Below are 20,545 nucleotides of genomic sequence, written 5' to 3' on the forward strand. Positions count from 1 at the left end.
GGGCCCTCGCCCGCCGCCCCGGCGCCCTCGCCGCGCGCCCCGGGAAACTCGCCGAGGGCGCCGGGTACGCGGCCCGCCTCCTGCGTCACCGCGTCCCCTTCCTCCCGCGTCACACGGTGGTCGAGGCGCACGGCGGCGACCGGCTCGACGGCGTGACCGTCGCCGCCCTCGACGCCGCGGGGCGCCCGCGTCCCGGCAGCGAGAGGCGGTTGGACTGCGACACCCTGGCCGTCGGCCACGGCATGCTGGCGCACACCGACCTCGCCGAGACCCTGGGCTGCGGCCTCGACGGACTCGCCGTCCGGGTCGACGGCGAGCAGCGCACGGACGTTCCCGGGGTCTGGGCCGCGGGCGAGGCCACCGGGGTCGGCGGGGCCGAACTCGCCCTCGCCGAGGGCCGGATCGCGGGCCGTTCCGCCGCCGCCCGGCTGACCGGCCGTCCCCCCGATCCGCGGAGTCTCGCGGCGGACTCCCGCGAGCGGGCCGCCCTGCGGAGGTTCGCCGCCGCGCTGGACGCCGTCTGCGCGCCGCCCGTCCGGTGGGCGGAGCGCGTCACCGACGAGACGGTCGTCTGCCGCTGCGAGGAGGTCACCGCGGGAACCGTCAGGGCCGCCCGCGCGGACCTCGGCGCGGGCGACCTGCGCACCGTGAAACTGCTGACCAGGGCCGGGATGGGCTGGTGTCAGGGCCGGATGTGCGGGCCCGCGGTGGCGGGCCTGGCGGGCTGCGCCGAGACCGCCGTCCGGCGCCCGTTCGCCCACCCCGTCCCGCTCGGCGTGCTCGCGGGCCGCGACGAAGACGGCGGGGACGGCGACGGCTGCGACGCCGGCGGCGTGACCGACCGGCCCGAGCGGGACCGCCCGCCGCCCGACCCCGATCAGCCGTGAGACGTCACTCTCCTCTCCAGAAGGGCTCACCATGACCGATCCGCAGCGACGCCCCTGGCACGGCGTCCTCGTCGCCACCGCACTCCCCCTCCGCGACGACCTCTCCGTCGACCACGAGCGGTACGCCGAACACTGCGCCTGGCTCGTCGACAACGGCTGCGACGGCGTCGTCCCGAACGGGTCCCTCGGCGAGTACCAGGTCCTCACCCCCGAGGAGCGGGCCAGGGTCGTCGAGACGGCCGTCGCCGCGATCGGCGGCTCCCGGGTGATGCCCGGCGTCGCCGCGTACGGCTCGGCCGAGGCCAGGCGGTGGGCCGAGCAGGCGCGGGACGCGGGGTGCGCGTCCGTGATGCTGCTGCCGCCCAACGCCTACCGCGCCGACGACCGTTCCGTCCTCGCCCACTACGCGGAGGTGGCGCGGGCCGGGCTGCCGATCGTGGCGTACAACAACCCGATCGACACCAAGGTCGACCTGGTGCCCGAACTCCTCGCCACGCTGCACGGGGAGGGGTACGTGCAGGCGGTCAAGGAGTTCTCCGGGGACGTCCGCCGCGCCTACCGCCTCGCCGAACTCGCCCCCGATCTGGACCTGTTGGTCGGCGCCGACGATGTCCTGCTGGAGCTGGCGCTGGCCGGTGCCAAGGGGTGGGTGGCCGGGTACCCCAACGCGCTGCCCCGGGCCTCCGTCGCGCTGTACCGGGCCGCCGTCGCGGGCGACCTGGAGACCGCCACCGCCCTCTACCGCGATCTGCACCCCCTGCTGCGCTGGGACTCCCGGGTGGAGTTCGTGCAGGCCATCAAGGCGTCCATGGACCTCGTGGGACGGCACGGCGGGCCCTGCCGACCGCCGCGTGTCCCGCTCCTGCCCGACCAGGAGGCGACGGTCCGCGCGGCCACCGAGAAGGCCGTCGCGGCGGGCCTGGCCTGACCCGCCGCAGCCCCCGTCCCGACCGCGCCACGAGCGGCCCGAGACCGGCACCGGTGCTGACCACCGGTCCCGCGCACCGGTCCCGAGTCCCGGTTCCGGGCACCGCCGAGGAAAGAGGAGACCCATGCGCAGCTCTCTCGTCCTGCACGCCGTCGACTCCCACACCGAGGGCATGCCCACCCGCGTGATCACCGGCGGGATCGGCACGATCCCGGGCGCGACCATGAACGAACGGCGGCTGTACTTCCGCGACCACCGCGACGACGTCAAGCAACTGCTGATGAACGAACCGCGCGGGCACTCCGCCATGAGCGGCGCGATCCTCCAGCCGCCGACCCGGCCCGACTGCGACTGGGGCGTCGTCTACATCGAGGTCTCCGGCTACCTCCCGATGTGCGGCCACGGCACGATCGGCGTCGCGACCGTGCTGGTCGAGACGGGCATGGTCGAGGTCGTCGAACCGGTGACGACGATCCGGCTCGACACCCCCGCCGGGGTCGTCGTCGCCGAGGTCGCGGTGCGGGACGGCGCGGCGAAGAGCGTGACGCTGGCCAACGTGCCGTCGTTCTCCGTCGCCCTGGACCGCGAGGCCGTGCTGCCCGACGGGCGGACGGTCGTCTACGACCTCGCCTACGGCGGCAACTTCTACGCCATCCTGCCGCTCGAACAGTTCGGCCTGCCCTTCGACCGCTCCCGCAAGGACGACATCCTCGCGGCCGGGCTCTCCCTCATGGACGCCGTCAACTCCACGGCGGAGCCGGTCCATCCGCAGGACCCGACCATCCGCGGCTGCCACCACGTGCACCTCCTCGCCCCCGGCGCGACGGCCCGGCACTCCCGGCACGCGATGGCCATCCACCCCGGCTGGTTCGACCGCTCCCCGTGCGGCACCGGGACCAGCGCCCGCATGGCCCAACTGCACGCCAGGGGCGAACTCCCGCTGGGGAGCGAGTTCGTGAACGAGTCCTTCATCGGCACCCGGTTCACGGGACGTCTCCTGGGGACCACCGAGGTCGCCGGGCACCCCGCCGTCCTGCCCAGCTTCACCGGCCGGGCCTGGATCACCGGCACCGCCCAGTACCTCCTCGACCCCACCGACCCCTTCCCCGCGGGCTTCGTCCTGTGACGGCCGCGCCGCCCGACCGGACGGTCAACTCCCGCGCGCGCACGGCGGATCGGCCCGCCCGGCGGCCCCGTGGATACTGGTGCCGTCCGGGAGCCCCGCCTCCCGTTCCCGCCCGCGACGCCGCCCCAGGAGCCCTCCCATGCCCGCCCAGCCCAGCGGACCGTCCGCCGCCGGTCCCGCACTGCCCGTCGTCGGCGGGAAGCGCAGCAGCTACCGCGAGCGGGTGGCCGACGCCCTGCGCGCCGCGCTCGTCACCGGCGAACTCCGGCCGGGCGAGGTGTACTCGGCGCCGGCCCTCGCCACCCGGTTCGGCGTCTCGGCGACACCGGTGCGCGAGGCCATGCTCGACCTCGCCAAGGAGGGCCTGGTCGACGCCGTCCCCAACAAGGGCTTCCGGGTCACCGAGGTCTCCGAGCGGCAGCTCGACGAGTACACCCACGTCCGCGCCCTGATCGAGATACCCACCACCGTCGCCCTGGCCGGGGCCGCGCCGCGGGACGCCCTGGAGGCGCTGCGCCCGGCGGCCCGGGAGATCGTCACCGCGGCGGCGGCCGGTGACCTGATCGCCTACGTCGAGGCCGACACCCGCTTCCACCTCGGCCTGCTGGCCCTCTCGGGCAACGCCCACCTGGTCGACGTCGTCGCCGACCTGCGCGGGCGCTCCCGCCTCTACGGTCTGACCGCGCTGGTCGAGGCGGGCCGGCTGACCGCGTCCGCGCAGGAGCACCTGGACCTGCTCGACGCCCTCGTCGCCCACGACGGACCGGCCGTGCACGCGGTCATGACCCGCCACCTCGGACACGTCAGGGGCCAGTGGGCGGCGCAGGGCTGAGCGCACCGGACGCGGGCGGTCCCGGACGGCCCCGCGCAGGTCGGCCCCGCGGCCCCGGACCGGTCCGCACCCTTCCCTCAATACTTACTTCACCTCTTGACGCAAGTGGTCCATACCTTTAGGTTCACCGCTGCCGGACCGCTCCTCGCACCCCACCCGCGCGCCCCGCCCGCACCGGGTGACCACGGGCGCGCCGCTCCCACCCCCCATAAGGAGAGCCGTGTTCCGCCACGCACCCCCCACGCTCCGCACCGGCCGCCGCAGATCGGGGGCCGTCGCCCTGGTCGCCGCGGCCGCCGCGTCCTTCCTGCCCGCCGTCCCCGCCGAGGCCGCCCCGACCGCGCTGCCCGCCTCCTGGTCCACCCTGGTCAACGCGGCCAGCGGCAAGTGCCTCGACGCGCGGGCCGCCGGAACCGCCGACGGCACGGCCGTGCAGCAGTACGCCTGCAACAACAGCGCGGCCCAGCAGTGGAGTTTCACCACCACGGGCAACGGCTGGGTCCGCATCAACAACCGGCCCAGCCCCGACCAGGTCGTCGACGTCACCGGCGTCTCCACGGCCGACAACGCCACCACCCAGCTCTGGGCCTACGGCGGCGGCGCCAACCAGCAGTGGCAGCCCGTCGACGAGGGCGGCGGCGCCTACCGCTTCGTGAACCGCAACAGCGGCAAGTGCCTGGACGATCCCGGCGCCTCCCTCGCCGACAGCGTGCAATTGGTGCAGTACACCTGCAACGGCTCGGCCGCCCAGCGCTTCCAGGTGGTCCCGGTGGCCCAGGCCGGGGGCGATCCCGACCTCGGTCCGAACGTGGTCGTCTTCGACCCGTCGATGTCCGCGTCGGCCATCCAGACCAGGCTGACCTCGATCTTCAAGCAGCAGGAGACCAACCAGTTCGGCTCCCAGCGCTACGCGGTCCTCTTCAAGCCGGGCGCGTACAGCGCGGACGTCAACGTCGGTTTCTACACCCAGGTGCTGGGGCTCGGCCTCTCTCCCGACGCCGTCACGATCAGCGGCGCCGTGCACGCCGAGGCCGACTGGTTCCAGGGCAACGCCACCCAGAACTTCTGGCGCGGCGCGGAGAACCTGTCGGTCAACCCGACCGGCGGCAGCGACCGTTGGGCGGTCTCGCAGGCGGCTGCCTACCGGCGGATGCACCTGCGGGGCAACCTGGCGCTGGACGACGGCGGTTGGTCGAGCGGCGGCCTGCTGGCCGACAGCAAGGTGGACGGCCAGGTCCGCTCCGGCAGCCAGCAGCAGTGGCTGACCCGCAACTCGCAGCTCGGGAGCTGGACCGGCGCCAACTGGAACATGGTCTTCGTCGGCAGCCAGGGCGTCCCCGCGACCAGCTTCCCCAACCCCCCGTACACGACGGTCGCGCAGACCCCGGTCTCCCGCGAGAAGCCGTTCCTGTACGTCGACGGCGCGGGCGCCTACCAGGTGTTCGTCCCCTCCCTGCGCACCGGTTCCACGGCGACGAGCTGGGCGGGCGGCAGCCCGGCGGGCTCCTCCCTCTCCCTGGACAGCTTCTACGTCGTGAAGCCGGGCGCGACCGCGGCGCAGATCGACCAGGCGCTCGCGGCGGGCAAGAACCTGCTGTTCACCCCCGGGGTCTACCACCTCGACCGGACCCTTCAGGTCGACCGGCCGGACACGGTCGTGCTCGGCCTCGGCCTGGCCACCCTGGTGCCGGACAAGGGCGTCACCGCGATGAAGGTCGCCGACGTCGACGGGGTGAAGATCGCCGGTCTCCTCCTCGACGCGGGCACCACCAACTCGTCCACCCTGATGGAGGTCGGCCCGGCCGGCTCGTCCGCCTCGCACGCGGCCGACCCGACCTCGCTGCACGACGTGTACTTCCGGGTCGGCGGCGCGGGCGTCGGCAAGGCGACCACCAGCCTGGTCGTCAACAGCGACGACGTCATCGGCGACCACATGTGGATCTGGCGGGCCGACCACGGCTCGGGCGTCGGCTGGACCAGCAACACCGCCGACACCGGCCTCGTCGTCAACGGCGACGACGTGACGATGTACGGCCTGTTCGTCGAGCACTTCCAGAAGTACCAGACCGTCTGGAACGGCAACGGCGGGCGGACGTACTTCTACCAGAACGAGATGCCCTACGACCCGCCCGGCCAGGCGGCCTGGATGAACGGTTCGACGCAGGGCTACGCCGCCTACAAGGTGGCCGACTCCGTCACCGCCCACCAGGCGTACGGACTCGGCAGCTACTGCTACTTCAACGTCGATCCGCGGGTGACGGCCGCCCGCGCCATCGAGGCGCCGAACAGGCCGAACGTCCGCTTCACCAGCATGCTCACGGTGTCCCTCGGCGGTACGGGCACGATCAGCCACGTCGTCAACACCACCGGAGGGCCGTCCAACTCCGCCTCCAACGTGGCCAATCTGACCACCTATCCGTAGATCGACGGTGCTTGGGGGTGGGGTACGCCGAAGTGTCGGCGTACCCCACCCCGTTGTCCACACCGGCCCCGGAAATCTGTGCAGGAGCGGCACACAGACTGCACACAGCGCCGACCGGGCACCGTTAGCGTTACTGGCCGATCGCTCCCCTGTACGAACGTGTCAGAAAGACCGAAATGGACTACTGCTCCACGTGCCGTCGGCATCTCAACGGGGCTCTGGTGTGCCCCGGGTGCGGGGCCTACGCCCCGGACATCGCCCCCAGGACGGGCCGGCTCCACCAGGGCGATCTGCTCCCCGGATCGGCCGCGCCCGAACCCCCCGCGCCCGCCGACGACGTCGTGGACGCGCCGGTCGCGGCCGAGGGCCGGGCGGCCAGGCGGCGGCAGGTGGCGCGCTGGAAGAAGAACAAGCGGCGGGCGGCCGTCGCGACCGCCGTCGCCCTGGTCGGCGGCGGGCTGAGCGTCGCGGCGATGAACCGCGGGACGGCGGACCGGGCACAGGCCAGCGCCGCGCCGGACACCCGGGGCATGGGCGGCGCCGAGGAGCGCACCGAGCTGACCGACCCTCCGGCGACCGGGACGGGCACGCACCGGAGCGAGCGGGTGGTGACGTCGGCGCCCCGGTCGGCCGACGCGCCGCACCAGCGCTCGACGGCCGCGTCCCGGACGGCGCTGAAGCTCGTCCCGAGCGACCGGGCGACCGCCGCGGCCCGCGCCGAGGCCGCCGCGCCGACGGCCGCAGCGCAGCGGCCGGAGCAGGGTCAGCCGTCCGCCGTGGCCGAGCCGTCGGCACCGGCCGAGGAGACGGCCGACCCGTCGTCGCCCCCGGTGGACACCGCTCCCTCGGACTCCGCCACGCAGGAGCCCGCTCCGGAGACGTCCGAGTCGGCGACCCCGGCGGACCCGACCCCGCCCGCGCAGCTCTGCCTGCTGGTGATCTGCCTGGGCTGACGGCCCGGTGCAGACCCTGCCGCCGGACGGCCCGCACGGGGTACCGTCCGGCGGCTGCGTTCGGCTCAACTCGTCGTGCAGGACGTCCCGTTGAGGGTGAAGGCGGTCGGGGCCGTGTTGGTCGCGCCCTTGTCGGCGAGGAACCCGACGGTGACCGAGCCGCCCGCCGGGACGGTCGAGGTGTACGAGGCGGCGGCCACGCTCACCGCGCCGCCGGTCTGGGCCGGGGTGCCGCCCCACATGCTGGTGACGGTCTGGCCGTCGGCGAAGGAGAAGCCGAGCGTCCACCCGTTGATCGCGGCCGTCCCGGTGTTGCGGATGGCCAGTTCGCCCTGGAACCCGCCCGGCCACTCCCCGACCACCTTGTAGCCGACGGAGCAGGTGCCGCCCGGGGTGGAACCGCCCTTGGCGGTGGTGACGCTCACGGTGGCGGAGCGCGCCGACCGGTTCCCGGCCGCGTCACGGGCGTAGACCGCGAAGGTGTAGGCCGTGTCGGCGGTGAGGCCGGTCAGGGTGACGGTGTTGGACGTCGTGGTGGCGAAGGCGCTCTCGGTGCCGCCGCTGATCCGGACGACGTCGTACGCGGTGACGCCGACGTTGTCGGTGGCGGCCGTCCACTTCAGGGTGGCCGATGTCGCCGTCACCGCCGAGGCGGCGGGGGTTCCCGGCGCGGTGGGTGCCTGGGTGTCGGTGGGGGTGCCGGTGCCGAAGACGGTCGCCTCGCGGGCGGTGCGGGCGATGCCGTTGGCGCCGTTGAAGATGCGCTGCCCCCAGGAGCTGAGGCGGGTGGGGTCGAAGTCCAGGGAGAGGTCGAGGATCGGGTCGGTGTTGCCGCTCCAGGACCAGGCGAGGTAGCCGAGCTTGAGCTGCTCGGCGGCGGCCATCATGGTGTCCTCGTCCGGATCGCCGTACTGGTCCGCCGGTCCCCCGAACTCGCCTATCAGGAGGGGGAGTCGGGCCGCGACGAAGGCGTTGAGGTAGTCGGTGACCTTCGCGGCGGTGTCGAAGACGCTGTACATGTGGATCGAGAAGATGAGGTTGCCGGTGGTGTCGGCGGCGTACACGGCCTGCGCGTTGGCGCGCATCACACCCTGCCAGTCCTGGCCCCAGTTGGGCGCGTCGACCATGATGGTGTGCGCGAACCCGGCGGCGCGGAGCTTCTTGACGGCGGCGACGGTGGGCGCGGTCCATCCGGCCGGATCGGTGTTGCCCCAGGGCTCGTTGCCGATGTTGATGACGATGTAGTTCTCCTGACCGGCGAGCACGCTCTTGAGGCCGATCCAGTAGTCGGCGGCCTGGTCCAGGGTGCCCGCCGCCGAGTCCTCGCCGTATCCGGTGGTGTCGTGCACCTCCAGGACGCAGATCAACCGGTTGGCCTTGCACTGGCTGATCACCGCGGCCACGTCCGACGCGCTGTTCGCTGACCAGCGGTGCCCGTCCGCGAGCACCACGCGCACGGCGTTGGCGCCGAGCGCCTTGATGTCGGCCAGCGACTGCTGGGTGCGGCCGGGGTACCAGGTGTGGGCGTGGTTGACGCCCCGCATGACGAAGTCGTTCCCGTTCCCCTCGACGAGGCGGCCGTTCGCGATGTGCAGGCCGGTGGCGAGGACGGCGGGCGGCTCGGCCGCGTGCGCGGGGGCCTGGGAGAGGCCACCGCCCACCAGGACCAGCCCGAGCAGGGCGGCCAGGGACGCGAACAAGCGGGCGAGGGGGCTCCTTGCGGTTCTCACTGCGGCTCCAGGGAGTCAGGCCCGGGAAGTTCAGGCACGGGGTGAGGTGCGGGGGTGCAGGGAGTACGGGGGTGCGGGAGTGCGGAGGCGCGCGGGTGGCACGGGAGACGCGGGTGGCTCAGGGGGCGCGGGTGGCACGGGAGGCGCGGTCGCGGGTGGTCCACGGGGCTGCCGGAGGGCCGGGCAGCACTCCCCGGCCCGGCACCGCGGGACGGTTCCGTGTCGTGGGAGCGCTCCCATACAAGCGATACTGTCAAGGGCACGTCAAGGCATGGGACGGCACGAAACCGGACGACCACGGAGGCGCCCGCCGGGACGATCACGGGTCGACGCCCGCCCGGCGGAGGCGCGGAGCCCCCCGGACCGGCCGGGATCAGCGGGAACGGCGCCGACACGCGGAGCGGTGCCGCGGCCCCGGCGGGCGGCGACGTCTCACCGGTCTCCGACCGTGAGCCCCGGCGGGCGGCGGCGTCGCACCCGTCACTGGCCGGAACCCCACGGGCAACGACGTCTCACAGGTCGCCGGCCTTGGCCCCGGCGGGGCGGCGGCGTCGCACCCGTCACCAGCCGTGGCACCGGCCGGCGGCGACGTCTCACCGGTCGCCGGAGAAGCCGAGGTGCGGATCGCTCCCCGTCAGCGCGCAACTGGCGTCCCAGAGGCGGGCGGCGACCTCCGGATCGGCCATGTGCGCGGGGACGGGCTCACGGCGCGGGGTGCCGCGCAGCCCGAAGAACCTGGGCCCCCACAGCTCACCGCCGCGCACCTCCGGGTCGAGGACGGCACGGACGGTGGGCCACGCCCCGGCGTCCTTGCCCTGCACCAGGAGACCGGCGGGCAGGGCGCGCAGGCGCTGGCCCGGGGTGCTCGCGGTCATCGGCGGGCGGGGCGGGGTGAGCGGGTCGAGGGCGCCGCCGGGATGTGCCACGACGCTGAGCACCGTGCTGCCGACGGCGCGCAGTCTGCGGTCGAGGGCGAAGCCGAAGCTCATCTGCGCCAGCTTCGACCGGCCGTAGGTGCGCTTGGGCCGGTAGTCCCGGGTCGACTCCAGATCATCGAGGTCGAGCCGCTCGGACCGGGCCGCGAAACTCCCCGTCGTCACGACACGGCCCGCGGGCGCCGCCGAGAGCAGGTGTGCCAGGTGCCGGGTGAGCGCGAAGTGACCGAGGTGGTTGGTGCCGAACATCATCTCGTGACCGTCGACGGTCTCGCGGCGCGGCGGGTCGTCGAGCGCGACCCCCGCGTTGTGGACCACGGCGTCGAGGTGGCCGAGGTCCAGCGCGTCGACCGCGGCCTTCAGGGACGACAGCGCCGCGACGTCCAGTCGCAGATGGCGCACCCGGGCGCCGGGGACGCGCGAGCGCAGGGAGGCCAGGGCGGCGTCCGCTCGGGCGGGGTCCCGGCTGCCGAGCACCACGAGGGCGCCGGTGGCGGCGAGTTGCTCCGCGACGAAGTAGCCGATCCCGGCGTTGCCCCCCGTCACCAGGAAGTTCTTCCCCTCGGCGGACGGCAGACGGTGAACGTCCCACGCATGGTGGGGAGTTGCGGACGACACGATGACGGGCTCCTCGCGCTCGGCTGGCCCGCTCGCGGCGGGCGTCGACCTGCCCAAGATCGCGCCCGCCCCCGACAGACCGCCGACAGATCACCACCGGGACCGACAGCTCTCCGACGCCCACGAGGAGTGGCCCCGGCGACACCGGCACGGGCTCGACGTCGTGACCGTGATCATCCGGGAGGCCGTTCCGGCCAGGTGTCTTCGGGGGCCATCCGCCCATGCGGACGCCGACCGCGGACCCCCTACCGGGCCGATCGACCGGTCGCCGTCCGAAACGGCGAGCCCCCGACGGGCAGGGGCGGTGGCACAGCGAGCGCCGTCGTTCACCAACTGATGGTTCATCAGCAGATTTGCCAGGGCTGGCGCTGAACCTGAGCATGCGCCGTCCAACGTCGTCCAGTGCCCCGCGATGACCATGAGCCGCTCAGCGATGAACGCCGTGAGCTGGACGAACACGTCACCACGAGCCGACGGTGCGTCGGCGAACGTATCGCCGATCTCTGCGGCGCTCTGGAGGTCAGCCGCGAGTGACTGGCCGAGTCGACCGGCATCGGCTGACGCGTCATCCAGCGGATCGAGTCCGGCGAAGGCGACCGCCGGTGCAACGAGCTGCTCCGGATCACCACGGCCCTCGTGAGGAGGTCACCGTGCTCATCAGCGGCCCAGCGGAGGGCCCCGCCTCGCCGCACTGAGAGCAGCGACGAGGCGGGGCCGATCCGAGCAGCAGATCAGACCGGCCAGGCATCGTCGGGGTCGTCCAGCCAGGCGCGATGTCCGCCGTCGTCGGTGACCGTCAGTCCGAACCGCTCGTACCCCGGCTCGCCCTTCTCACGCCACCAGCCCAGGGCGCTCGCGACCTCGTCCCACAGGCGCCGGGGACCGGACTGCCAGACGTCCGTCGTCCGCCCCTCGTGGAACATCACGCACGCCCACGAGCGGTCCCCGAGACCGTAGAACCAGACCGGCCGGTGCCCGTCCCGCGCGGCGGCCCGCACCTGATAGCAGTCGGGGACGCGGAGCCCGCTGGCGAACGTCCGCACGTCGTACCGGTCCGCCCCGAGCACGTCCGTCTCGGCCACGTCGGTCGTCGACCGGTCGGCGCCACCGAGGCCGTCGGGCACGTACGCCCGGTGACCATCGAAGCGGCGGCGCTGCGCGCGCAGCTTCATGAACTCCACGGGCCGCGTGAAGTGCCCGGAGGCGCACGCCCCGCCGTCGGACACCCGCAGACGCACCACGGCGTCGCCGTTGCCGTAGTGGGTGCCCCACGGCGCCACGATCAACCCGTCGGGGCTCACCTGCTCCAACCAGACCGTCGGAACGCGGCGCAGCCCGACCGTGGAAATCAGCCGCGCGTACGGCGCCCCCGGCGGATCGCCCTCCGTGCCGTCGCGGGTCAGCACGGTCACGAGCAGGCCCTGCGCGCCGAGTCGGCCGCGAGCGGCGGCGGCCACCTCGCCGTCGACCTCGACGCTGGTCACGGTGTGGTGCCCCAGCCGGTGGGTCATCAGCCCCGCGTTCCACCCGGTACCCGTGCCGATCTCCAGGACCGAGTCGCCGGGGTGCGCGTCGAGGTCGGCCAGCATCCGGAAGACCACCGACGGCATCGACGCCGACGAGGTGGCCTCCCCGCCGGGTCCCTCGCCCGCCCCGTCGTCCCACTGGGTGACGAGCGGCACGTCCTGATCGACGTACCGCTGCCAGGCTGTGGGATCCGTGCGCCGGTCGGCCTCGACGGCCGCACCGGTGTCCATGTCGAAGGCCCAGACGACGTCCGGCAGGAAGGCGGCCCGCGGTACCGCGTCGAAGGCTTCCTGCCACTCCGGGGCCATGGCCCCGCTCTCCGCGAGGGAGCGGCCCAGGATGGACCGCCCCTCCGTCAAGCTGTCACGCCGCATCAGCGGGTGTACCGGGGACCGCCGTCGGGGGACGGGGGCTCCTCCGGACCGGGCCAGGGCTCGCCCGGCAGACCGTCGCCCTCGCCGCCGTCGCCGCCTCCGCCGCCATTCATCAACAGGTCCATCTCTGCTCCTTGTTGTCTAATGCTCATCCTTGCTCCTCCCGGCGGTGCCGGGAGGAACCCGGCCCTGTCGGTCTCTTCCGGAGAACCGACAGGACCGGTCACCCGCGCCTCGTGGCTTCCGTTCCACGCTGCTGCGGGAGTTCATGGGGGGGTGCGGCTCTGCTCAGCGGTAGATGGGATTGGGCGTCGTCCGCACGCACGGGTACGCGTGCACCACGACGTCGGGGACAGCCATGCTGAGCGAGTCGACCGGGATCGCGGTGGCGCCTTCCTCCGGGAGGATCGGCTTGTGGCAGTAATCGCAGATCACCGCCACCCCCTCTCGGGCGCGCGGCAGGCGCCGGTGTGGGAGTAGCGCAGAGTGACGATGCCCGCGGTGTAGGGCCGCAGCAGAGGCGACTCCAGGCCGACCGCACAGCCGCACGCGCAGATGACGGGCCGCCGCCTGCCCGTGCCCTCGTACGCAACCCGGTGCTGGAACGCGAAGGGCTCACCGGCCGTGCAGTGCGCGCCCGCGCATGCCGTGCACTGCACGGCGTGCCGCGCCCACTTGAGGTAGGCGCGCACATACCAGAGCCGCAGCGGCCCGCATCGCGAGCACCCGGCCGGCTCCCAGCCCAGCGTGCCGCCGAGCGGCTCCAGACGCCCTCGCTCTCCGCACCAGACGCACGCCTGACCGTGGTTCTGGAGCCGGGTCAGAACCTGAGACGGAGGCACCTCGTAGATCAGCAGCCGCGCGACCTGGGAGTCCATCTCCCCGGCTGCCGTCAGCAGCAGGCCGGCCACGATCATCGCGGCGCACCCCCCGCCGCCTCTCCCACAGAGGCGGGGAGCCCGCCCAGAACGGACGGATCAGCGGCCCGCCCCGACTCCCGGCGGTGCAGCGTCGGCGCTGAGACGCCCGGCCGCGCCACGTCCGTCAGTCGCAGTCGCTCGGCGTACCGCAGCGACCGCATCCAGACGCCCGGCACCACCAGTACCGCGGCCTCTTCCTCGATGTTCGCCGCGCCCGGCACTAGAGCATCCCCGTCGAGCGGGCGTTGGCGGTCGCGACTGCCTCGCTGAGGGCGGCCCCGACCGGCACCGGGCGCACCTTCGTCGGGTCGGCGTCCCACTCCCTGCCGCCCTCGACCGGCCGGAGCTGCACGTACGGGCCGACAGCTCCCATCACCTTGCCGATCCTCTGCGTGCTGGTGTCCATCACGGTCTCGCCGATCTTCGGCTCATACTCCTCGGCGGCCGGGTCCTCTCCTCGGTAACCCGGTGCCCGAGCTGTACCGTTGGTCATGTCGACGCTCCCTCACGGGTGTGAGCGTTGGCCACCGCCCCGGGGCCGTTCCCGCGGCCGCCGGGGTCTGTGGGCTGTTACGTCGAGACTGTCCCGATCGGCGCAATTCCGGTATAACCGCCGGGTGTTACCGAGGCGGTAATACACTCGTTGAGGAGTCGGCGCGGTGTCCCGCCGTGCGTACGATCACCCTGGGAAGTTGGCCCCGTGGAAACCTCAACCCCTGGCCTGCTCACCCCCGAGGTTCTGGGCCGAGAAGATGTCCGCCGAGCCTTGGAAGAACACGACTTCGCGGCGGCGTTCATCCTCTTCAAAAAGTGGGGTGGGCTGTCGCAGAACCGCATCGCGTCGGCCTGCCACCTCACCCCGGGCAAGGTCTCCACGATCATCAGCGGACGGCACCAGGTCACCAGCTTCGATGTCGTGCGCCGCATCTCCGACGGCCTGTGCATCCCCGGCCGCCTACTTGGCCTGGCTGACCGACCGTGGGAGAGGCAGGCCGACCGCCTCGACTCGCCAGCACCCACGGCCCCGCAGCCATCGGACGACGCTTCATGGCAACCGGCTGCGACCGTAGACCTGGCCGCAGATCTGACCAGGAGCGATCTCGTGCTTGATCGACGAGCGGCAGCGCGCGCCCTCACAGGCGCTGCTCTCACCGGAGCCGCACTCCTCGACTCTGTGGAGGGCTGGCTTCAGCCGGCCCGCCCTGATAGGGGAACACCCAGCCGTGGCCGCATCGGGCGCGCGGAACTCGGTGAACTGGAAGCGACCGCCCAGGCGTTCCGCGCCTGGGACCACAAGTTCGGTGGCGGCCTGCGCCGCAAGGCTGTACTCGGTCAACTCAACGAGGTGGCGAGCCACCTCGACGAGCACCAGGCACCGCCCATCGAGCGCGGCCTGTTCCGCGTCATGGCTCATCTCGGCGGCATCGCCGCCACCATGGCCTGGGACTCGGGCATGCAGAAGCAGGCGCAGAACTACTACCGTCTGGCGTTGCGCGCGGCGCACGCGGGAAGCGATCCGGCCTTCGGGGCCAACGTGCTCGCCGGAATGGCGCGCCAGATGCTGTACCAGGACCGCCCACGGGACGCTCTCGAACTCCTCCATCTTGCCCAGAAGGGTGCCGGCCGAGCCGCCGGCCCCCGAGTACGTGCGATGCTCAACACCCGCGAGGCTTGGGCGTACGCGGCGATGGATCGCACTGCGGCCTTCCGCCGGGCCACTGACGAGGCGACAGAAGCTCTCGCCAAAGCGACCTCCGACGAAAACCGAGAGCACTACTGGATCGCATACTTCGACGAGGCTGAACTCGCCGGCGTCACTGGTGGCCGCATGCTCGACATGGCCCGGAGGAACCCCGAGATCCACGCCGAGAACGCAGCGAACTCCATCCACGAAGCACTCGCGAAGCGTGGCCCGGCGGCGTTCCGTAGCCATGCCCTCGACATGATCGGCCTCGCTGAGTGCCACTTCCTCCTGGGTGACATCACTGGCGCCGTCACGCACATCCGCGGTGCGTGCGAAGCCGCTGCCCGGACGCAGTCCAGCCGCGTACGCACCCAGCTCGGCGTGCTGTACCCGTACACGGTAGGACGACAGGCATCGCAAGCTGTAGCCGAGGCGCGGTCTATGATCCGCGAGCTGTTGTCGAGCTGAGGAGCAACGTGACCATCATCGCCGTGACCGGACACATGGATCTGACCAGCGACAGCGTGCCGCTGGTTCGCGAAGCACTGCGTGAGACGCTCGCGCCCTACACCGGCAACTTGACCGGCCTCTCGTGCATCGCCAAGGGCTCCGACAGCCTATTCGCCGATGTCGTCCTGGAGTTGGGCGGCAGTCTGGTGGCCGTCATCCCGTCACGCGACTACCGGGAAAACAAGGTGCGGCCCGACCACGCAGCTACCTTCGACCGCCTCACGTCGGTCGCGGCCGACGTCGTCGTCCTGGAAAACGAGTCGGCCAGCCGCGCCGCCTACGAGGACGCGAACCGCATGCTCCTTGACCGCGCCGATCGGCTGGTCGCTGTCTGGAACGGCGAACCCCCGACGGGCAAGGGTGGCGGCACAGCGGACACCGTCGTCGAGGCGCGCGCGGCGGGGATTCCGATCGACGTCGTATGGCCCGAAGGCGCGGCGAGGGGCTGATCACTGCCCCCTGCGCCAGATCGATAGGGCTCCCCCCTTTGGGCAGTGGAGCCCTATGGTTCAGTGTCCGGCCTGCTCCCACGGCCAGCCTGCGTCATGACCGCGCGACAGCAGGTCGATCATGGTGAAGGCGGCGTCGCTGAACCCTCCGATCTCGTACCGGCTCTGGCTGGTGTCGAGGGGCCCGGCCGCGTAGCCGGAAGTGTCCACCGAGAACAGCCGGTCGAACGCGGCGAGGGAACTGAGCACGGAGGCGCCACGGACGACCGGGTGGACGAAGGAGCTGTCGGCGAAGCCCACCAGGTCGACCGTGCCGCCGGTCCGCTGAGCGGTCACCATCCCGAACAGGGCCGCCACGTCGATGTGCCGGACCTGGCTCTTGCCGGACACCGCGCCGCGCATGGACGCGGAGGTGTCGACGAGGAGCAGCGTCCGGCCTGGCAGCGCCGGGACGTTCGCGGCCGATGCGTCGAGTGCCTTCTCCAGGGCCTAGCTCCAGCGCAGGGACGGCGCCGTACGGTACGCGGACAGGAAGCGGTACGGGAACTGCCGGGAGCCCCGTACCTCCTCCGGGTCCGCCAGACGTCCGCAGATCCACTGCGCCGCCGTGTCGCTGACACCGGCCTCGTCGAAGTTGCGCAGGTTCCGGACCAGGGCCATCAGGCCCACGGAGAGGATGATCGCCTCCCACGCGGCGGCATCCATCGGACCCTGAAGCCAGCCGGACAGGGCCTCCCACGTCATTCCCGCGTGCGCCAGGCGCTTCGGGCCGTCCGGTGCCAGGAGCAGCGCCCGACGCTCAGCGACAGGGACGGCCGACATCGCGGCGCGGGCGGTCAGCATGTGGTTCGAGGCGGCCGGGACGGCGGTCTCCGGGTGGTGGCGCCGGTCGAGGGCGTAGGCGAAGAGGTCGCCCTGCCAGGGCTTGTCCGGGTCCGGTGCCGCGTGCACCAGGTTGAGGACGTCGCCGAACCGGTAATCGTGGGAGGCCGTGTCGTACTTCAGCAGGCTCTTGCCGCTGTAGAGGCGCCGCACTGCGTCGCCGACGCCGCGCTTCAGCGGCTTCGGGATGGCCCGCCCGTACCGGCCGGTCCAGTAGCCGAGCAGCTCGCCCGGCTCGTCTGCCCGCAGCAGCGCGGCGTTGACCGCCCGCCGGTTCCAGCCGCCTCCGGCCGCCGCCGCGGTGCTGCTGTCGGGCACGAGGTCTCCGGCCTCCTGGGCGTCGAGGCGCCCCTTGACGAACTCGGCAGCGCCAACCACCGCGGCGGTCCGCATGTTCGCCGCGCCGCGCAACCAGCCGAGCAGGCCGACCGTCCACGCCGGGTCCTCGACGGCGAGCTGCCGCACCAGGGTGGCGAAGCGGGTGTCGCGGCCCTCGCCGGACTCGTAGAAGGTGTCCTGGCCGACCATGTTGGTCACGGCAAGCATGAACAGCTCGCCCCTGGCAGTCCGGACGTGCGTGGCGCCGCCCTCAAAGGTGCTGGTGCGGCCATCGGTCGTGGTGACCGGACCACGCGCGACAGGACGAGCGGTGCGGGCGTTGAAGCGGGACATGGCGAACCGCTCCGGGGACGTGGGCGGGGAGGCAGGAAGCGCGCGGAGGACGTCCGAGATCAGGGCGGTGACGCGGCGCCCCCGAAGGGCAACAGGCCCAGGGCGGGTCTGCATGGAATCGAACCACGAAGTACGCGTGACCATCGCACCGGACGTCGGCGCAGGTGCCTCCCGAGATCAAGTCGGTGACGGTGACAAAGCGTCCTGGGCCGCTAGACGACGCCAGCTCACATCGGCGACGGGATTCGAACCCGCGTCTCTCTCTTAGCAGGAGAAGTAACCGTTACCTGCGCACCGGGAGGTGCGATGAAGTTGTGCGCCCAGAGATCAAATCGGCGACGGTCAAAGTGCTCTGCCGCTGAGCTACGCCGGCCGAAGCCGACGACGGGATTCGAACCCGCGACCCCTCGATTCCAATTCGAAGTAACCGCTGCCTTCGCACCTGGACTCGCATCACCATAGGACCCCAAGTGACCTTGTTCCCAGGGGGTTTTGCTCCGGGCACACAAAAAGGCACCTCTGACGCACACCAACAGGGCGTGCGTCAGAGGTACAGCAGGTCAGAGGTAAGAGGAACGGCGGGGATCGTTCATACGGTCGGCGAGCCGCTCCAACCTCCGTTCGACGCAAGGCAGCAGCAACCGAGGCTTTTCTCCACTCATGCAGCCGGGCGTAGCGCCGAATGCGCCTGCCGAGTGGCCGCCATCGAGAGGCTGGCCTGTACTGGCGGCATGAACTACATCAGGCAGGCGGCCCGAACTTTCGCCGCGAGCACCCTCCTGAGCGTGGCGGTCACCGCGACCACCACCTCTGCGCACGCTGTCGCCCCGGGAAGATGATCGCCGCAGCGCCAGCCATCACCGTTCGGGCTCCGCCGCACACAGCCACTACACCGAAACTCGCTGCACGCACGACGGCGAGTCCACGAGTACGAGGAGACGGGCAGCACCACCGACCGACCCACTTCCCTGCTTCAACAGCTCAGGAGACGTCGCCGACCTAGGAGCTGACTTCGAGAATGCCTTCGGTGGATTCGGGTCCGACGGCGGATACGGCGCGAATGGCTATGGGCCAAATGGCGAAGCCTACCTCGGTCCCGCAGGCGAAGGCGGAGGCGGAGGCGGAGGAGAAGACGGCGGAGGCGGAGGCGGAGGAGGCGCCTGATCCGTTAGGCCCGAGCGTTCGAACCTCGCCGCCCCCAAGTACTGCCCCTGAAGCTTGCCATGCGGCACGGGCCCGACATTCATCGCTTCAGGTGTACTGGCGGCGATGTGGGTCAAGCCCGAGGGTGCGTGGGCTCGACGTGGTGTCGCCGCCTCCCGGCCCCTGCGAGCCGCTGGGGAGTTGCGGACGACACGATGACGGGCTCCTTGCGCTCGGCTGGCCCGCTCGCGGCGGGCGTCGACCTGCCCAAGATCGCGCCCGCCCCCGACAGACCGCCGACAGATCACCACCGGGACCGACACCTCTCCGACGCCCCCGAGGAGTGGCCCCGGCGACACCGGCACAGGCTCGACGTCGTGGCCGTGATCATCCGGGAGGCCGTTCCGGCCAGGTGCCTTCGGGGGCCATCCGCCCATGCGGACGCCGACCGCGGACCCCCTACCGGGCCGATCGACCGGCCACCGCGCGATCACTCCCCACCCACACCCACCCCCGACCCCGCGACCCCGCGACCCCGTCCACGACCCTGCGGCCCGTCCCCGCCTCCGCGGGCCCCCTCCCCGCCCCCACCCCCACGGGTCCCGTCCGCACCCCCGGGTCCCGTCCTCCACCCCCAGCTCCCGTCCGCGCCCACGTGAGCCGTACCTCCTTGCCGCGTCCCCGCCCCTCACCTAGCCTTCTTTTGTGCCGCTAATAAACAAAACCCGCTCGCACAGTGTCGTGCCGGGTACCGCAAGCCACCTCCGCCGCCTCCGCGTGGCCCTCACCCTCTTCTTCGCCCTCGACGGCTTCGTCTTCGCGGGCTGGGTCGTGCGCATCCCCGCGATCAAGCACCAGATCGGCGCCTCCGCCAGCGCGCTCGGCCTGGCCCTCCTCGGCGTCTCGGCGGGCGGTGTCATCACGATGACCCTCACCGGCCGCCTCTGCCGCCGCTGGGGCAGCCACCAGGTCACCGTGGTCTGCGCGGTCCTGCTCTCGCTCAGTGTCGCGCTGCCGCCCCTCACCCACTCCGCGCTCTCCCTCGGCCTGGTGCTGCTGCTGTTCGGCGCGGCGTACGGCGGGATCAACGTCGCCTTCAACAGCGCCGCCGTCGACCTCGTCGCGGCCCTGCGCCGACCGATCATGCCGAGCTTCCACGCGGCCTTCAGCCTGGGCGCCATGACGGGCGCCGGGCTCGGTGGGCTGGTCGCCGGGTCCCTGACCCCCACGGAGCACCTGACCGGCCTCGCCGCGATCAGCCTGCTGGTGACGGCGATCGCGGGCCCCGCCCTGATCAGGCTCCGTCCCGCGGCCCCCGAGCCGCTGTCCGGGCCGTCGTCCGAGCCGCGCGACCCCGGGCAGGCCGCGTCCCGCCGTCCGTCCGCCGGTCGGCGCGGCATCGTCGTCACGTTCGGCGTCATCGCCCTCTGCACGGCCTACGGCGAGGGTGCGATGGCCGACTGGGGCGCCCTGCACCTGGAACAGGACCTGGACACCTCGGCCGGGCTCGCGGCGGCGGGCTACTCGCTCTTCGCGCTCGCCATGACGGCCGGACGGCTCTCCGGGACCGCCCAGTTGATGCGGCTCGGGACGACCCGGGTGATCGTCCTCGGCGGGGCGACGGCCGCGGCCGGGATGCTGCTCGGCGCGCTCGCGTCGGCGACCTGGGCCGCTCTGCTCGGCTTCGCGGTCGCGGGGTTCGGCCTGGCCAACCTCTTCCCGGTGGCCATCGAACGGGCGGGCGCGGTGGCGGGCCCGGACGGGGTGGCGATCGCCTCCACCCTCGGATACGGCGGCATGCTGCTGGGGCCGCCGACGATCGGCTTCATGGCCGACTGGCTCTCCCTGCCCGCCGCCCTGACCAGCGTGGCGATCCTGGCCGCCGCGGCGGCGACCATCGGCTTCACGACCCGCGCCGCGACGGGCCGACCGGCCGAGACGCACTGACGTCCC

At 72.5% G+C, this 20,545-nt stretch carries 16 protein-coding genes, 1 tRNA gene and 1 pseudogene; 9 read left to right on the plus strand and 9 right to left on the minus strand.

Features of this window, described 5'->3' with window-relative positions; translation table 11 throughout:
- The 6 genes from GA0115242_RS26150 to GA0115242_RS26175 form a co-directional block, all read left to right on the plus strand.
- On the plus strand, nucleotides 1-887 hold an 887-nt coding region (locus GA0115242_RS26150; protein ID WP_161353279.1), incomplete at its 5' end, for a (2Fe-2S)-binding protein.
- A gap of 31 nt (nucleotides 888-918) precedes the next feature.
- Nucleotides 919-1,815, plus strand: coding sequence for a dihydrodipicolinate synthase family protein (locus GA0115242_RS26155; protein WP_093832605.1), 897 nt, complete (start codon nucleotides 919-921; stop codon nucleotides 1,813-1,815).
- 124 nt (nucleotides 1,816-1,939) lie between these two features.
- Nucleotides 1,940-2,941, plus strand: a complete 1,002-nt coding sequence (locus GA0115242_RS26160) for a proline racemase family protein (protein WP_093832607.1) — start codon at nucleotides 1,940-1,942, stop codon at nucleotides 2,939-2,941.
- 139 nt (nucleotides 2,942-3,080) lie between these two features.
- Nucleotides 3,081-3,773 carry a GntR family transcriptional regulator gene (locus GA0115242_RS26165; RefSeq protein ID WP_093832609.1) on the plus strand — a complete coding sequence of 231 codons (693 nt, stop codon included), beginning with the start codon at nucleotides 3,081-3,083 and terminating at the stop codon, nucleotides 3,771-3,773.
- 280 nt (nucleotides 3,774-4,053) lie between these two features.
- Nucleotides 4,054-6,195 (plus strand): RICIN domain-containing protein, encoded by a 2,142-nt coding sequence (locus GA0115242_RS26170; protein WP_202555785.1) that lies wholly within the window; start codon nucleotides 4,054-4,056, stop codon nucleotides 6,193-6,195.
- A 176-nt stretch (nucleotides 6,196-6,371) separates the two neighbouring features.
- Nucleotides 6,372-7,148, plus strand: a complete 777-nt coding sequence (locus GA0115242_RS26175) for an SCO2400 family protein (RefSeq protein WP_093832613.1) — start codon at nucleotides 6,372-6,374, stop codon at nucleotides 7,146-7,148.
- Nucleotides 7,149-7,213: 65 nt separating this feature from the next.
- Here the strand turns inward: GA0115242_RS26175 and GA0115242_RS26180 are convergent, their stop codons facing one another.
- From GA0115242_RS26180 to GA0115242_RS26205, 7 genes are all read right to left on the minus strand, one after another.
- Nucleotides 7,214-8,878 carry a cellulase family glycosylhydrolase gene (locus GA0115242_RS26180; protein ID WP_093832615.1) on the minus strand — a complete coding sequence of 555 codons (1,665 nt, stop codon included), beginning with the start codon at nucleotides 8,876-8,878 and terminating at the stop codon, nucleotides 7,214-7,216.
- Between the two features lie 593 nt (nucleotides 8,879-9,471).
- Nucleotides 9,472-10,431 (minus strand): SDR family NAD(P)-dependent oxidoreductase, encoded by a 960-nt coding sequence (locus tag GA0115242_RS26185; RefSeq protein WP_161353281.1) that lies wholly within the window; start codon nucleotides 10,429-10,431, stop codon nucleotides 9,472-9,474.
- A gap of 731 nt (nucleotides 10,432-11,162) precedes the next feature.
- A complete protein-coding gene (locus tag GA0115242_RS26190; RefSeq protein ID WP_093832619.1) occupies nucleotides 11,163-12,332 on the minus strand; it encodes a methyltransferase domain-containing protein in 1,170 nt (389 codons plus the stop codon).
- Nucleotides 12,332-12,457 (minus strand): hypothetical protein, encoded by a 126-nt coding sequence (locus tag GA0115242_RS41915; protein ID WP_256089756.1) that lies wholly within the window; start codon nucleotides 12,455-12,457, stop codon nucleotides 12,332-12,334. Before GA0115242_RS41915 ends, GA0115242_RS26190 begins: the two co-directional genes overlap by 1 nt.
- A 163-nt stretch (nucleotides 12,458-12,620) precedes the next feature.
- Nucleotides 12,621-12,767 carry a hypothetical protein gene (locus GA0115242_RS40910; protein ID WP_176729916.1) on the minus strand — a complete coding sequence of 49 codons (147 nt, stop codon included), beginning with the start codon at nucleotides 12,765-12,767 and terminating at the stop codon, nucleotides 12,621-12,623.
- Nucleotides 12,764-13,249, minus strand: coding sequence for a hypothetical protein (locus tag GA0115242_RS26195; protein ID WP_093832621.1), 486 nt, complete (start codon nucleotides 13,247-13,249; stop codon nucleotides 12,764-12,766). The genes GA0115242_RS40910 and GA0115242_RS26195 overlap by 4 nt, the downstream gene beginning before the upstream one ends.
- A 223-nt stretch (nucleotides 13,250-13,472) precedes the next feature.
- The gene (locus tag GA0115242_RS26205) at nucleotides 13,473-13,745 is read right to left on the minus strand and encodes a hypothetical protein (protein ID WP_237549323.1); all 273 of its coding nucleotides are present in this window, start codon (nucleotides 13,743-13,745) and stop codon (nucleotides 13,473-13,475) included.
- 207 nt (nucleotides 13,746-13,952) lie between these two features.
- Here GA0115242_RS26205 and GA0115242_RS26210 point away from each other — a divergent pair, with 207 nt between their 5' ends.
- Both GA0115242_RS26210 and GA0115242_RS26215 read left to right on the plus strand, forming a co-directional pair.
- Complete coding sequence (locus GA0115242_RS26210) at nucleotides 13,953-15,404, plus strand: helix-turn-helix domain-containing protein (RefSeq protein WP_093832627.1); 1,452 nt, start codon at nucleotides 13,953-13,955, stop codon at nucleotides 15,402-15,404.
- Nucleotides 15,405-15,412: 8 nt separating this feature from the next.
- Nucleotides 15,413-15,895, plus strand: a complete 483-nt coding sequence (locus GA0115242_RS26215) for a hypothetical protein (RefSeq protein WP_093832629.1) — start codon at nucleotides 15,413-15,415, stop codon at nucleotides 15,893-15,895.
- Between the two features lie 60 nt (nucleotides 15,896-15,955).
- Here GA0115242_RS26215 and GA0115242_RS26220 read toward each other — a convergent pair.
- Together GA0115242_RS26220 and GA0115242_RS40915 are read right to left on the minus strand one after the other, a co-directional pair.
- Nucleotides 15,956-17,449: pseudogene (locus tag GA0115242_RS26220) on the minus strand (TROVE domain-containing protein).
- A gap of 230 nt (nucleotides 17,450-17,679) precedes the next feature.
- A tRNA-OTHER gene (locus GA0115242_RS40915) sits at nucleotides 17,680-17,822 on the minus strand.
- A 1,511-nt stretch (nucleotides 17,823-19,333) separates the two neighbouring features.
- On the opposite strand from GA0115242_RS40915, the gene GA0115242_RS26225 reads away from it, so the two are divergent.
- Nucleotides 19,334-20,539, plus strand: coding sequence for an MFS transporter (locus tag GA0115242_RS26225; RefSeq protein WP_093832631.1), 1,206 nt, complete (start codon nucleotides 19,334-19,336; stop codon nucleotides 20,537-20,539).
- The last annotated feature ends 6 nt before the right edge of the window (nucleotides 20,540-20,545 follow it).

The sequence above is a fragment of the Streptomyces sp. SolWspMP-5a-2 genome, from assembly GCF_900091845.1.
Taxonomy (GTDB): domain Bacteria; phylum Actinomycetota; class Actinomycetes; order Streptomycetales; family Streptomycetaceae; genus Streptomyces; species Streptomyces doudnae.